This is a genomic window from Niallia sp. M35, assembly GCF_050971705.1.
Classification (GTDB): Bacteria; Bacillota; Bacilli; order Bacillales; family Cytobacillaceae; genus Niallia; species Niallia circulans_A.
The window spans coordinates 101,111-115,875 of sequence record NZ_JBPCEP010000012.1; the positions used below are offsets into that span (position 1 = coordinate 101,111).

General features: G+C 35.2%; 11 protein-coding genes. All 11 read left to right on the forward strand.

The features are described from left to right. The first annotated feature begins 4 nt into the window (after positions 1 to 4). The 11 genes from opp4C (at position 5) to NiCM35_RS17625 (ending at position 14,457) form a co-directional block, all read left to right on the forward strand. Positions 5 to 928, forward strand: a complete 924-nt coding sequence (gene opp4C / locus NiCM35_RS17575) for an oligopeptide ABC transporter permease (protein ID WP_047941760.1) — start codon at positions 5 to 7, stop codon at positions 926 to 928. Positions 929 to 979: 51 nt separating this feature from the next. Continuing rightward, on the forward strand, positions 980 to 2,599 hold the full coding sequence (locus NiCM35_RS17580) for an ABC transporter substrate-binding protein (protein WP_433780316.1): 1,620 nt from the start codon (positions 980 to 982) through the stop codon (positions 2,597 to 2,599). 301 nt (positions 2,600 to 2,900) lie between these two features. After that, entirely contained in the window at positions 2,901 to 4,658 is a 1,758-nt protein-coding gene (locus NiCM35_RS17585) for an ABC transporter ATP-binding protein (protein WP_433780318.1), read from the forward strand. Beyond that, positions 4,621 to 6,450, forward strand: a complete 1,830-nt coding sequence (locus NiCM35_RS17590) for an ABC transporter ATP-binding protein (RefSeq protein ID WP_433780319.1) — start codon at positions 4,621 to 4,623, stop codon at positions 6,448 to 6,450. Before NiCM35_RS17585 ends, NiCM35_RS17590 begins: the two co-directional genes overlap by 38 nt. A 371-nt stretch (positions 6,451 to 6,821) precedes the next feature. Next, on the forward strand, positions 6,822 to 7,490 hold the full coding sequence (locus NiCM35_RS17595) for a GTP pyrophosphokinase (RefSeq protein ID WP_433780381.1): 669 nt from the start codon (positions 6,822 to 6,824) through the stop codon (positions 7,488 to 7,490). 215 nt (positions 7,491 to 7,705) lie between these two features. Further along, the gene (locus tag NiCM35_RS17600; protein WP_095330661.1) at positions 7,706 to 8,863 is read left to right on the forward strand and encodes a DEAD/DEAH box helicase; all 1,158 of its coding nucleotides are present in this window, start codon (positions 7,706 to 7,708) and stop codon (positions 8,861 to 8,863) included. Positions 8,864 to 9,016: 153 nt separating this feature from the next. Continuing rightward, positions 9,017 to 9,256, forward strand: a complete 240-nt coding sequence (locus NiCM35_RS17605) for a hypothetical protein (protein ID WP_095330663.1) — start codon at positions 9,017 to 9,019, stop codon at positions 9,254 to 9,256. Between the two features lie 105 nt (positions 9,257 to 9,361). Beyond that, on the forward strand, positions 9,362 to 10,495 hold the full coding sequence (locus NiCM35_RS17610) for a GerAB/ArcD/ProY family transporter (protein WP_123258873.1): 1,134 nt from the start codon (positions 9,362 to 9,364) through the stop codon (positions 10,493 to 10,495). A 61-nt stretch (positions 10,496 to 10,556) separates the two neighbouring features. Further along, positions 10,557 to 11,675, forward strand: coding sequence for a GerAB/ArcD/ProY family transporter (locus tag NiCM35_RS17615; protein WP_123258874.1), 1,119 nt, complete (start codon positions 10,557 to 10,559; stop codon positions 11,673 to 11,675). Next, on the forward strand, positions 11,672 to 13,264 hold the full coding sequence (locus tag NiCM35_RS17620; RefSeq protein ID WP_433780323.1) for a spore germination protein: 1,593 nt from the start codon (positions 11,672 to 11,674) through the stop codon (positions 13,262 to 13,264). The genes NiCM35_RS17615 and NiCM35_RS17620 overlap by 4 nt, the downstream gene beginning before the upstream one ends. Further along, entirely contained in the window at positions 13,261 to 14,457 is a 1,197-nt protein-coding gene (locus NiCM35_RS17625) for a Ger(x)C family spore germination protein (protein ID WP_123258876.1), read from the forward strand. Before NiCM35_RS17620 ends, NiCM35_RS17625 begins: the two co-directional genes overlap by 4 nt. The last annotated feature ends 308 nt before the right edge of the window (positions 14,458 to 14,765 follow it).

Consider the following 14,765-nt stretch of genomic DNA (forward strand, 5'->3'; position numbering starts at 1 on the left):
GCATATGAGTATTCCTAATGTGAAAGTGGATACGGAATTACAAGTTAATGTGGTGATTCCTGTTCAAAATCAATTGGGGAATGAAGAAAGCTATCTAAAACTAATAACAAAACGTTTTTTTAAACATAAGTTGGCCGTTGTTGGTCTCATTATTTTTTCATTAATGGTTCTAATTGCAATCTTTGCTCCAGTAATTGCACCGCATAATCCATATTCTGTCGATGGCGAATTTGCGTCTGCTCCTTCTGCTAATAATATTCTTGGTACAGATGAAGTGGGGAGGGACTTGTTTAGCCGACTATTATATGCTGCTAGAGTCTCTTTATCAGTAGGAGTTGGAGCAGTGGCAATTTATGTTGCTATTGGTACTATACTAGGAGCGATTGCGGGGTATTTTGGGAAATGGGTGGACATGGTTATCATGCGTATTACAGATGTATTCATGTCATTTCCGTATTTAATGGTAATTTTGGTTCTTGTAAGTATAATGGGGCCAAGTCTATTTAACGTTATTTTAGTATTAGGTTTGCTCGGATGGCCATCGATTGCAAGATTAGTAAGAGGGTGTGTATTAACAATTAAAGAAATGGATTATGTTAAAGCAGGTGTCGCTTTAGGGTATTCCACGCCAAAAATTGTTTTTCAACATATTCTTCCGAATTGTATTGCGCCGATTCTTGTTAATGCTACATTTGGCATTGCATCTGCCATTATTATGGAAGCATCCTTGAGCTTTTTAGGGATGGGTGTTCAGCCTCCTACAGCAAGCTGGGGGAATATGCTTAATGAAGCTCAATCCATTACTGTATTGGCAACACAGCCTTGGTTATGGATCCCGCCTGGAGTCATGATATTACTTGCTGTATTATCCATAAATTTTATGGGGGACGGTTTGCGAGATGCAATGGATCCCAAGAGCCATAAATGATGAGGAGATGCATTTATTACTATTCTAGAACAATAGATGGGGGAACATTCAATGAAGAAATTTAAAAAGATATTTGGTCTATTTTCCATTTTCATTTTAGTATTACTTTCAGCATGCTCGGGTGTAAATAATCCAGCTTCAACTGGTGGTGGTGCAAAAGAAAATACGATGTATTTGGGGCTTGTAAATGCTCCAGTTAGTTTTAATCCCATTAATTCTTCAGATATTGCGGCATCTTGGTTAGAAAAATTTATGTTTGATACTTTTTTAGAGATGACTGGTCCTTTGGAGTTTACACCAAAGCTAGCTGAGTCCTTTGAAACAGAGGATAATCAGACATTTACAATCAAAATTAATAAGGGTGCAAATTGGACAGATGGAACACCTGTTACGTCTGCGGATGTTGCTTTTACGCTAAATTTAGTTGCTAATCCAAAGACGGAAACAGCTGTTGGAGCCTATTTAACTGTATTAGATGGATTAACAGACAATGGCAAGCTTCCAGAAGGAGAAACAGAAATACCATCTATAACCATTGTTGATGAGAAAACAATTCAATTTAAAACAAAGGCCCCAGTTGATCCAAATATGGTGAAAGAACAATTAGGTTCAAAATTTATGATTCTTCCAGAACATAAGTTAAAGAATATTGCTCCGGAAAATCTCCAAAAGGATCCTTTTATGATGAAGCCGACCGTAACGAATGGTCCTTTTAAGTTTGTTAAATATGCAAAAGATCAATATGTAGAATATGCTAAGAATGATGACTATTATTTAGGGGATGTAGAACTGGATAAACTATTTGTGAAAATCATGCCAGCAGCAAACCTTGTCGCACAATTGCAGACAGGAGAAATTCAAATGAATGCTGCAGGAGGGATTGGAAAAATTGCAGTGCAAGACTTTGAGACAGTAAAAGGATTTGACAATGTAACAACCACAACAGATAAAACATATGGATATCAGAATATGAGTTTTAACATGGAAACCATCACAGATAAGAAAGTAAGACAAGCAATCGCTTATGCCATTGATCGTCAAAAAATTGTCGATCAATTACTAAAGGGAGAAGGAGAAATTGTAGACGGTCCGTATACATCCATCAGCCCCTATCTTGATAAAGAATTAGAAGCATACACATATGATCCAGAGAAATCGAAGCAGTTATTAGAAGAAGCAGGCTGGGATTTCAATAAGACAATAGAATTTGTTGTTCCGATTGGAAATAAAGTGCGAGAACAATCAGCCAATATTATTGCCGAAAATTTAAAAGCGGTTGGATTAAAACTAAATACAACTACGTATGATTTCCCAACGATTATGTCGAAAGCGAGAGCAGGAGACTACGATTTAATGCTAATGGGCTTCACTAATACCATTGATCCAGATTTAACAACGATCTATGGTTCTACGGGATCAAGTAACTATACAAATTATAACAATCCAAAGGTAGATGAGCTATTAGTAAAAGGTAAACAAGAACCAAATACAGAAAAACGTAAAGAGATTTATAATGAGCTTCAAGCAATTTGGAGCGATGAACTGCCGATCTTTACATTGTATTCTGACTATGACTTTGGAGCAGTTTCTAAAGATGTAGCTGTGGGATCACCAAAGGTATTTGGTTTCCATCATGAATTATATAAATGGTCGTTAGCTGGTGTAAACTAAAAGCGGCTCGAGCATAAGTATTTCCAACAAATTTAAACCTGAACAAATTATACAGAGATTCTAATCTGGAATTTTCGTATAATTGTTCGGTTTTTTTGATTTTAAGAAAGAAGGTTTGTGGTAAGGAATGGGCATGTGTACATGCAAGAAAATAATACTGAATTAATTTTATTCTGAATGATGTTTTCTAACTTACTAAAAAGAGGTATGATAAAAATAATGTTTAGCAAATCTAAATAAATTACATCGATGATTGGATATTAAGTAGTAAATTCAATTAGAGTAAAGGCTGGAGGGAATAATGTCAAAAATATTTGGTCGACTTCGAGTATATAAACTAAGTATTACAATAGCCCTTATACTAATGTTAACCGAACTTGCGGTAGAACTGGTTCAGCCATTGATTATGGCAAAGATAATTGATGATGGCTTGGCTCATCAAGATACAAAAGTTGTGTTAATTTGGGGAGGATTGTTGATATTATTTTCGCTTGTAGCCTTTGCTGCTGGAATTATTAATACATTCTATTCTTCCCATGTTTGTCAGAATTTTGGCTATAGTCTTCGGAATGAGTTATATCAAATCATTCAGTATTTTACGTTTTCAAGCAGTAATGTTTTTGCAAGTTCGTCTTTGATCACTAGATTAACGAATGATATTACACAATTACAAAACACGATATTTATGGGATTGCGATTTCTATTAAGGGCACCGCTTTTAATTGTTGGTGGAATCGTTATGTCCTTCTTAGTTAATATGAAACTAGCGTTTATATTGGCGATTACGATTCCTCTTATTGTGGTTATGTTTATTTGGGTTATTAAAATAGGAAGAAGTCTGTTTCAATCTGTTCAAAAGAAACTTGATCAGGTAAACAGTGTGATGTTGGAGAATTTAACAGCAGTTAGGCTTATCCGAGCATATATCCGCAAGCAGTTTGAAAGAAATCGTTTTATGTATACAAGCGAGGATTTAAAAAATCTTACCCAAAAGGCGCTCCGAATTATGGAAACTACTGTGCCGCTCTTATTATTCGCTATGAATCTATGTATTATTGCCATACTTTGGATTGGCTCTGGACAAATAAACACAGGTGAGGCACAGATTGGTGAAGTAGTTGCCGTTATCAATTATACATTAAGAATCACTACATCGATTTCTGTAGTAAGTATGTTAGTAATGGTTATTTCTCGTTCAAAAGCTTCAGCTGATCGAATCCAAGAGATTATTGATAGGAAAGAACAGGATAAGGATAATCCAGATGAAAGTATGGACTCAAAACTGAAAGGGAAAATGAAGTTCCAGCATGTATCCTTTCGTTATCCATCTAATAGAAGGAATACAATAGAGAATTTGCACTTTACTATCCACCCTAAAGAAACAATTGCTATATTAGGAGCAACAGGTTCAGGAAAAACAACACTCTTCCAATTAATTCCACGTCTTTATGAGCCAACAGAAGGAAGCGTTTTGATCGACGATAAACGAGTGGATTCATATTCATTAAATACGCTAAGAAAGCAAATTGGATATGTGCCACAGGAATCGATGCTCTTTACGGGTACCATTCAAGAAAATATTAGATGGGGAAATCCTGATGCGACCTTTGATGAAGTAGTGCAAGCTGCAAAAGATGCCCAAATTCACGATACCATTATGTTAATGCCTAATACATATGATACGAGAATTGGACAAAAGGGAGTTAATTTATCCGGAGGACAAAAGCAACGCCTTTCCATTGCAAGAGCACTCGTCAGAAAGCCAAGTATTCTCCTGCTAGATGATAGTACAAGTGCATTAGATTTAAAAACAGAAAAAAAGCTGCTGGATGCAGTTGCTGATTATCAATGTACCCTTCTGCTCATTACGCAGAAAGTATCTACCGCGATGAAGGCAGATAGAATAATGCTGATTGAAGATGGAAAGATTGTAAGTTTTGCTTCCCATGATGAGTTATGGAAGACAAACAACCTTTATCAAAAAATAGTAGAATCACAACTAGGGGAAGGAGAGTGGGAGTATGCAAAGGGAACTAACCGATCCATTTCGCTATCCTAAACCTAAATTAAAGCCAGATCTCACAGTTGTTAAAAAAGGGAAAAAACCAAAAAATATGGGAAAGACCTTATACCGATTATGGAGCTATCTTGCACAAAAAAAGGGATTATTATTTCTTGTTTTAGTGATGGTAGCAATGAGCTGTGCATTAGGATTATTGGGACCATATGTTTTAGGAATGTCTATTGATCGTTTTATTGTCAATAGAAATTTAGATGGTTTTACAGGAATGCTTATAGAGCTTGGTGGTATTTACTTTTTTTATTCTGTTGCATTATTTTTGCAAAGCTATTGGATGGTTGGTATTTCACAAACAACTGTTTTTCGCTTAAGAGCGGATTTGTTCCATCAATTTCATGAGCTGCCGATAAGTTATTTTGACAAAAAGCAGCATGGGGAATTGATGAGTCGTGTTACAAATGATATTGAAAATGTCAGTTCTACTTTAAATAGCTCTGTTATCCAAATCTTCTCTAGTATTATCACTTTAGTTGGGACAATAGTTGTCATGTTTTTACTCAGTCCGTTATTAACAGTATTGACGTTAACGATCGTGCCAGTTATGTTTATTGGAATGAAGTGGATTACGAGTAGAACAAGTATATTGTTTAAGGAACAACAAAAGAATTTAGGGGAGTTAAATGGATTTATTGAGGAATCTATTTCAGGACAAAAAATTGTAAAAACTTTTTCTCTAGAAGAAAAAATGATTTATGATATGAAAGAAAAAAGTGATAGGCTTAAGAATTCTGCGTATTGGGCACAAGTCTATTCAGGCTTTATTCCAAAGCTCATGAATATGTTAAACAATGCTAGCTATGCAGTAATTGTAGGGGTTGGCGGGCTATTAGCTCTCAAATCCGGTACTGTATCTATTGGGGTTATTGTAATCTTTGTTGAATATTCCCGACAGTTCACTAGACCCTTAAATGATTTATCGAATCAATTTAATACATTGTTATCTGCCATTGCAGGTGCAGAGAGAGTATTTGAAGTGTTAGATGAAGAAAGAGAAGAAGTAGATGAGAAGGAAGCAGCCGTGATGAACGAAATGAAAGGAGAAGTTCAGTTTAAGCATGTATCTTTTTCTTATGAGGTAAATAAAGAAATATTAAAGGATATTGATTTTAAGGCAAACCCTGGTGAAACGATTGCTTTAGTTGGGCCAACTGGAGCTGGAAAAACGACTATTATCCAGCTTATCACGAGATTTTATGATGCAACCGCAGGAAGTATATTAGTGGATGGCCAGGAGATTACAAAAGTAAAAAGAGAGAGCCTCCGTTCGCATATGGGATTTGTTCTTCAGGATAGCTATCTATTCGAAGGGACCATCCGGGAAAATATCCGGTATGGTAGGTTGAATGCTACGGATGAGGAAGTGGAGTATGCAGCAAAGCAAGCCAATGCTCATGGCTTTATTGAACATCTTCCAGAAGGTTATGATACGATTCTTTCTGCTAATGGAAACGGAATTAGTCAAGGACAAAAGCAGCTGTTATCCATTTCTCGAGCAATTTTAGCAGATCCATCTATTCTTATTCTGGATGAAGCAACAAGTAGCATTGATACAATCACAGAGGTGAAAATTCAAGATGCTTTAAAACGGTTGATGAAAGGGAAAACGAGCTTTGTTGTTGCTCACCGATTAAACACCATTAAACATGCGGATCTGATTCTAGTATTGGATAAAGGGATGATAGCCGAAAAGGGGTCTCACGAAGAATTATTGAAGAGAAAAGGCTTTTATTATGAACTACATCAAAACCAATTCTCAGAGACAGTTGATTAGATTATAAAAATAAAATGGGGATGCACCGGTTGGTCAGTGTAGAAAGTAGATATATAAAGAACAGCACTTCTCTCCTTAGAGCTGATATTAAAGGAATAAGGGAAGTGCTGTTTCTTATTTTATAAATAAAAGATATTTGTTTGAAATGATATTTGACTGACCGGTCATTTTTGTTTACAATAAAGATAGATTCGGTGCATGTCAACCATCCGAAAATAGCTCGTTATATACAAAGGTGGATGTTGAAAGTGAAAACAATTGACCAAATTATTGAATTTTTGAAGAGTATCGGAGTAGACGCAGAAAAGGTTTATAGGAATCCAAAGGAGACTTACTAGTTTATGGAAAGCGTAAAACAACTCAAGACATACATGGAAGATAATAACTTCAATTTACATGAATTATCAAATGAGCTTAATGAATGGAAAAATAGCTTAATTATTTATAACTTCGCTTTAGATGAAATAAATACGAAATTAAAAATATTAAATGAGGAATTTCAATTTATTCATGATCATAATCCAATCGAGCACATTAAATCACGAATTAAAGATCCAAAAGGTATTATGCAAAAGCTGCATCGAAAAGGGCATGCTATAACAATTGAAAATGCCAAAAAATATATACATGATATTGCAGGAGTTCGAATTACTTGTTCCTTTATTTCGGATATTTACGAAATTTATAATATCATTGAAAAACAAGCTGATATTAAGGTAATGCAGGTAAAAGATTATATTAAAAATCCCAAACCAAATGGCTATAAAAGCTTACATTTAATTATCAGTATTCCTGTTTTCCTAAGTACAGGCATGCAAGAAGTGGTTGTCGAAATTCAAATAAGAACGATTGCGATGGACTTTTGGGCAAGCTTAGAACATAAAATTTATTATAAATTCGATAAAGATGTTCCTGCACATTTACTTAGTGAATTAAAGGAAGCAGCAGATGCAGCTCATGAATTAGACGTAAAAATGAAGCGAATCAAAGATGGTGTCGATATCGTTCATACAGTAGGGAAGAATCAGCTATTCATATAGTATGAAAAGGAGCTTCGCAGGAAACGGAGCTTCTTTTTTGCGGAAACAAAGAAATCCTCGGAATCCAGCATTTTTAACTTATGTTCAGCGAAAAATATAATCTCCCCCTAATGAATAAGGTTTCATATCTATTTTTTCGTAAATAATTTATAATAAGAAGATATATTTTAAGGTTAGATGCTATTTGTCTGACTTTGATGAAAAAGGAGAACGAAATGAAAGAACAGCTATTTTGGAGTACATTTAAACCGTTTATACAGGAAAATTGGGAAAAGGCACATTTTAAACAAGCAACTTCTATTCAAGAACAATCTATCCCACTAATATTAGAGGGAAAAGATGTAATTGCTGAATCCCCAACTGGCACAGGAAAAACATTGGCATATCTATTACCAGTCTTAAATAACTTGGATACAGAATCGAAGAATATTCAGGCAATCTGTCTTGCTTCCTCTCAAGAGCTGGTTATGCAAATTTTGGGAGAAGTTCAAAAATGGGGAGAGGGCAGCGGAGTTCGGGCGGCTTCTTTTATTGGAGGAGCAAATGTTAAAAGGCAGTTAGAAAAACTGAAAAAGCATCCTCATCTTGTCATTTGTACACCTGGAAGAGCATTAGAATTGATTAAACAAAAAAAATTAAAAATGCATGCAGTAAAAACAGTTATTTTAGATGAAGCAGATCAATTGTTAGTACCGGAGCATCTAGAATCTGTTCGCCAAATTATCAAAGCCACTTTAAAAGACAGACAAGTCGTTTTATTTTCTGCAACATTACCAAAGCAAACAGAAAATATTGCAGCTGAACTTGTCCAAGAGGCAGAAATTATTCGCATCAAAAAAGATAAGGTGATCGAAGCAGCTGAAGTAGAGCATATTTATTTCCAAGCGGAATATCGAGATAAAGTAAAGCTATTAGAACCGATCTCTCGTCTAAAGAATGCGAAGATTCTTGTGTTTGTAAAGGATATTGGAAATTTAAGTGTGATCCATGAAAAATTAGCATTTAAAAAAATTCAGACAAGTATTTTGCATTCTGATCTAAATAAAATGGAGCGTCAAAAGTCATTAAATGATTTTCGAGATGGAAAGAGAAACATGCTTCTAGCAACAGATGTAGCCGCAAGAGGGCTTGATATTCAAAATATTACACATGTTGTTCATTATGATTTAGCTACAGACCAGACCCAATATATCCATCGTTCTGGCAGGACGGGAAGATTTGGTGCAGCGGGAGTAGTTATTAGTTTAGTTACGGAACGAGAAGAAAGAGAACTGAAACAAACAGCTAAGAAGCTAAATCTTCCGTTAACGAGAAAAAGCTTCTACCATGGAGAAGTGGTGGATTATAAAGTGAGACAAAAAAATAATAAATAATCTTTTTAAAAGCTGGCATCAACCGTAGTAGTAGGTTGATGCCAGCTTTTTTAATTTGAATTAATATTCATAAATGAAAATATAAGCATAAAAATGGAGAAATTTCACAAGATAATACCATAAATAAACAAAGCACCTAAAAGGAAGGGTTAAATGGTAACTTTTGCTTATCTATTAATATTTACATCTATGGGCATTTTAACAGTTGGTCTAGATATTTTTGTGTTTCATGAGGGATTTATGAAATGTATAAAAAGAATATACGAAGCGGAAGTTGGTGCAGGAGCCATTACGATTGTATTTACTGCAATATTAGGCTTTGTCTGGTCAGTCGTAGTTGATATTCGATTATGGAAAAATAAAAAACAAAGCAAGCAGAAAACCCAAGGATAATCCTCTATTTAATAACAGTTGCATATAGTATATCAGGGTTGGAGGATAATATTAAAGCAAAAGATGAGGCGCTTGCGCTTTTCTAAAAGGAAGTGTGTTACAGCCATGTTAAAAGAAAGCATTTCGTTAACTCAATTGGCGGCAGTTGTTTTTAATTTCCAAATTGGAAGTACGATTGTAATAGGTCTTGGATTAAAAGCAAAAGAGGATGCATGGATTGTACTTCTGATTGCTTTAGGATTAGGAATTATCATCTCCTTATTTTTTATCTATATGATTTCTTTAGCTCCAGAGAAAAACTTATTTGAGATGTTCGAATATTGCTTTAATCGGCCAATTGCAAAGGGGCTCAGTCTCGTTTATGCAGCTTATTTTTTTTATTATAGCTGTCGAATAATACGTGATTTTGGAGAGTTGATAGCAAGTACAGTGCTTCCCTTAACGCCAATTGAGATTTCCACCATTATGCTGGTGTTCGTAATGGGATACATATTGTATATGGGTGTGGAGGTTCTTGCGAGAACAGCAGAGATATTCACGCCTTATGCATTTATCTTTATCCTGCTTTTATTTATTTTCTTATATGCTGGTAAAAACCTTGATTTTTCAAATATAAAACCGGTATTAGCTGGCGGATTTAAGCCTTTATGGACTGCTGTGTTTCCCTATGAAATTGTACGACCGTATGGACAATTACTCGTTTTAACTTTCATAATGAGCAATGTTTCAAATGCTAAGTACAGTAAAAAAATTATTATTTATAGTGTTTTGATTTCAAGTTTATTATTGTTAGTAACCTCCGTCATGATTATTTTGTCTTTAGGACACGAGCTTGGATTACGTTCCAATTTTCCCTTATTAAGCTCAGCTCGACTAGTTTCTATAGGGAATTTTTTACAACGAATCGATGCTATTGTTGTTTTCTGTATGATGCTCGGAACACTTGTAAAAGGCTGTATTTATATATATGGCGGATTAAAAGCAATCGAGTACATTTTTGATCAATCATTTCGGTATTTTTCGATTCCGATGATCTGTATTGTAGGGGTATTTACCACATTAATTGCTCGAAATTATACCGATCATATGGAGGAGGGATTACAGTCTAATCCTTTTCTTTTACATATTCCTTTACAATTTGGCCTGCCGGCATTAATGGTATTTATCATGTTAATAAAACATTGGAATAAATTTAACTCCAAGAAAAACGTAAAAAGTAGAGGACAGAATGTGTTTTAGGAAGTAGCGACGATCTAATTCTGATTACATTAAATTAAAACCGATAAGGTGCTGAGTGATTATGTTGACAGAAAAACTATCTTTAACCCAAATATTTACGATGATTATAAATTTCCTCTTGGGAAGTTCTATCGTAATTGGTATAGGAATTGATGCCAAAAGAGACGCATGGATAGTTGTTTTAATTGGTATGATTGTCGGCGTAATTATAATAAGTTTTTATCTTTATTTAATGTCATTGCTTCCTGGGAAAAACTTATATGAGATGATGGAATATTGCTTTTCTAGAAAAGTTGCTATCGTATTAGCTCTCGTATACTTAAGTTATTTCCTCTATGTGTCTGCAAGAGTAATTAGAGACTTTGGGGAACTAATCACATCTGCCATTCTGCCTGTGACACCTATCGAATTTACAATATTAGCGCTTATGTTAGTAATTGGCTATATCTTATATTTAGGAATTGAAGTATTAGGAAGAACAGCTGAAATATTTAGTCCCTATATGTTTTTATTTATCATCCTGCTGTTTATCTTTTTATATGCTGGTGAAAAAATAAACCTTACTAATGTGCAGCCAGTTTTAAGTAATGGTATGAAGCCAATAATGAAAGCAGCTATTCCATCCATCGTTGCCTTCCCATATGGAGAGTTGATAGCATTTACGGTTATTTTCGCTCATATTGGAGATTTTAAAGCAACGAAGAAGGTAGCTTTAGTTAGTGTTGTTGTCGCAAGTATTATCTTACTATCATCGGTTTTCATCATTATAGCCACACTAGGGGAAAATACAGCAGCGCGAGCCAATTTTCCATTATTGATAGCGGCAAGACTTGTCAGTATAGGAGAGTTTTTGGAAAGGATCGACGTGCTCGTAGTATTTATTATGATGTTAGGAATATTAATTAAAGGTTCTGTGTTTCTATATGGCGGCTTAAAAGGAATGGAGTATATTTTTCGGATACCTTACCGATATTTTGCTATGCCAGTTGCCTGTATCACAACGATGTTTACCATCTTCATTTCTTCCGATTTTTCGGACCATATCGTGGAAGGATTAAATGTAGACTTATTTCTTATTCATGTTCCACTGGAATTTATGGTACCTATTTTGATTACATTTGTGTTGTTAATGAAAAAATGGAAAGAACAAAGGGATGAAAAAAGGGGGTTGAAAATATGAATTATTTTAAAAAACTGATGTCTATAAATAGCAAAAAAGAAATACCCTCTAAAGTCGTACCGACCGAAGCGAAAGAAATAGGGATTGATGAACTTACCTTTGAGGCATTGAGAGAGGTGATAAGTTTAACCTTTGGAAATACAGCTGATCTGCAGTCAGATGTGATTCGAGTTGGAAAAAGTGAAGGCTGTATTTATTATTTAGAAACAGTAGTTAATACAGAAATGTTAAAAGAGATGTTAGGAAATACGTTAGAGAATTCAGCCGATAAAGATATTGTTGTTGATACAATTGAAGATCTACAGCGTTTAAGTAAAAAAAGTTTTGGTGTTTCTGGATATAAATTATTAAAAAAGGTTAATGAAATCGTTTCTTCTCTCTTGGAAGGACGTATCGTTATTGCTTTTAGAGGAGTCGGGCAGGCACTTAGTTTAAATTATTTAAATAGTGAAGGCAGATCAGTAGCCGAGCCTACTACACAGACAGTCGTACGGGGACCAAAGGATTCTTTTGTAGAAGATGCTTCCACAAATATCAATTTAATAAGAAAAAGAATAAGAAATCACCAATTACGTTTTGAAAAATTTATGATAGGAAACGAAACGCGTACGAATGTATACATGGGGTATATGTATTCGATTGCAAACGAAAAAATAGTAACAGAAGTAAGGAATCGATTAAATAAAATTGATATTTCAGCTGTATTTGAGTCAGCGAATGTTGAGGAATTAATTGTAGATAAAAGCTTGACTGTTTTTCCATTAGCGATGAATACAGAGCGTCCGGATGCAGTAGCTACCTATTTAATGGATGCAAAAATTGTCATCATCATTGATGGATCACCATTTGTATTAATTGTTCCAGCAGTACTGACTGATTTTTTCACTTCTCCTGAAGATAACTATCAAAACTATTTTATGAGTAGTTTCGTACGTTTAATTCGCTATCTATCTTTTATGATTGGTTTAATCATGCCTTCCGCATATGTAGGAGTTTTGACTTTTCACCCAGAGCTGCTGCCAACCACTTTATTACTGAGTGTTATTGCACAGCGGGAGGATGTACCTTTTCCAGCTGTAGTAGAAGTATTTATCATGGAAATTACCTTTGAAATTTTAAGGGAAGCAGGAGTAAGGATGCCCCGGGCCGTTGGTCAGACGGTTTCGATTGTAGGGGCTTTAGTAATTGGACAGGCAGCCGCTGAAGCAGGAATTATTTCCAATATTATGGTTATCATCGTGGCGATCACTGCGATTGCTAATTTCGTTTTTCCCAATTATAGCTTCGCGAACGCATCTAGACTTATTCGATTTGTTCTTATCATTGTTGCCTCTATTTTAGGGTTATATGGTGTTCTTTTAATACTTGTATTTATGGTTGCACACTTAAGTTCTCTTCGTTCCTTTGGAGTTCCGTATTTAGCACCTGTTGCTCCATTTATTATTGAAGATCAAAAGGACGTATTTGTTCGTTTTCCGCTATGGTCCATTAATAAGCGTTCTTCCTATTTAAGTCCAAATGTAAAGAATAGGCAAAAGCCACAAGGGTCCCCATCTCCGCCTAAACCGGAAAGTGGGAAGGAAAAGTGAAGAAAATTTGTGTCTTTCTATGTATACTAAACTGTTTGTTTCTATTAACTGGTTGTTGGGATCGAAAAGAATTATCAGAAATTAAATTAGTATCAGGGATGGCCATTGATAAAGGCGAAAATGCAAAATATAAATTGACAGTAGAGGCATTGAATGCAGTAGAATTAAATACCCAAACGGCTGCCGGAAATGCGCCCACAATAGTAGAGGGCATTGAGGGAAATACTATTTCTGAAATTACGCATCACTTAAATGAGTACTATGCACAGTTTCTAGTTTTCTCTCATATGAAGATACTGGTAATCAGTGAGGAAATAGCTAGGTCGGGAATGCTTGATTTTATTGACTTTTTGGAAAGAAATAGGGAGATACGGGATGACTTTAAAATTATTATTGCAAAAGATGGAAAGGCAGAAGATATCTTAAAAGTAGTTGCCCATTATAGAAAGGCATCCTCCTTAAAGTTATCTCCACAATTGGATCATTTATTAGAGGATTGGGGAGGAGACCCGGGAATGAGTATTATTGAGTTTATCTCCGAACTGAACCTAGAAGGAAAAGAACCAGTATTAGCAACTGTCCGTTTAAAAGGAGATGTAGAAAAAGGAAATAGTATGGAAAATATCATGAAGGTAACTCCGGATGCAATAATAGTCGTTGATTCTCTGGCGATATTTAAAAAGGGTAAATTGATCGATTTTCTGAGCATGGAAGATTCGAGAAATTATTTGTGGGTTCGGAATGAATTAAAAACTACTTCTTTTACCATTAAATGCAGACAGGGAGACTATAGTGCTATTCGTGTAACAGAATCGCAAACAGAAACAACTTCTAAATGGAAGAATAATAAGCCTGTAATTCATGTTGGGATAAAAGCGGAAGGATATCTTGAGGGTACGCAATGCTATAAAAGTGTGGATAAGCTGGGGACCATTGAAAAATATGAAAAACTAGTGAATAAAGCTTTATCCCAAGAAATATCGAATACCATTTCACATGTTCAAAGCCAATACGAAACGGATATTTTCGGATTTGGAGAAGCAATGAGAAGGCAAGACTATGATTCATTTATGAAAATAAAAGACAAGTGGAATCAAGAATTTTCAAAAGCAGATATTAAAGTAGATGTAGATTTTGTTCTTAGAAGATCAGGAATTCGCTCCAAGAGCTTTTTGACAGGCACAGAAAAATAATTACTGTAGAAGAAAAACTGTTCCATTATGAACAGTTTCAGCTTGTCGACAAAAAGATATTGGAGAAGTGAAAATGCATTTTCATGTGTTGCTTGGAGTAGAGGGGGTGAGACTCCTGTGGGATTAGCGAGACAGTCTGAGACCCTGCAGGCTGTAAGCCGAAGCGGCTCAGCGCGAGCCCCGCGGAAAGCGAACCCCCGGAGCGGAAAGTAACGTCTAAATTCAAAGAGATTAATAAATATACTTTACTCAAACTTCTATTTCCAAAATACAGGAGTTTGTCTACAGTCTGAAACTGTTCCATTATG

Coding starts and splice junctions, on each gene's coding strand:
- opp4C (WP_047941760.1), top strand. CDS start 5: ATGAGTATTCCTAATGTGAAAGTGGATACGGAATTACAAGTTAATGTG.
- NiCM35_RS17580 (WP_433780316.1), top strand. CDS start 980: ATGAAGAAATTTAAAAAGATATTTGGTCTATTTTCCATTTTCATTTTA.
- NiCM35_RS17585 (WP_433780318.1), top strand. CDS start 2,901: ATGTCAAAAATATTTGGTCGACTTCGAGTATATAAACTAAGTATTACA.
- NiCM35_RS17590 (WP_433780319.1), top strand. CDS start 4,621: ATGCAAAGGGAACTAACCGATCCATTTCGCTATCCTAAACCTAAATTA.
- NiCM35_RS17595 (WP_433780381.1), top strand. CDS start 6,822: ATGGAAGATAATAACTTCAATTTACATGAATTATCAAATGAGCTTAAT.
- NiCM35_RS17600 (WP_095330661.1), top strand. CDS start 7,706: ATGAAAGAACAGCTATTTTGGAGTACATTTAAACCGTTTATACAGGAA.
- NiCM35_RS17605 (WP_095330663.1), top strand. CDS start 9,017: ATGGTAACTTTTGCTTATCTATTAATATTTACATCTATGGGCATTTTA.
- NiCM35_RS17610 (WP_123258873.1), top strand. CDS start 9,362: ATGTTAAAAGAAAGCATTTCGTTAACTCAATTGGCGGCAGTTGTTTTT.
- NiCM35_RS17615 (WP_123258874.1), top strand. CDS start 10,557: ATGTTGACAGAAAAACTATCTTTAACCCAAATATTTACGATGATTATA.
- NiCM35_RS17620 (WP_433780323.1), top strand. CDS start 11,672: ATGAATTATTTTAAAAAACTGATGTCTATAAATAGCAAAAAAGAAATA.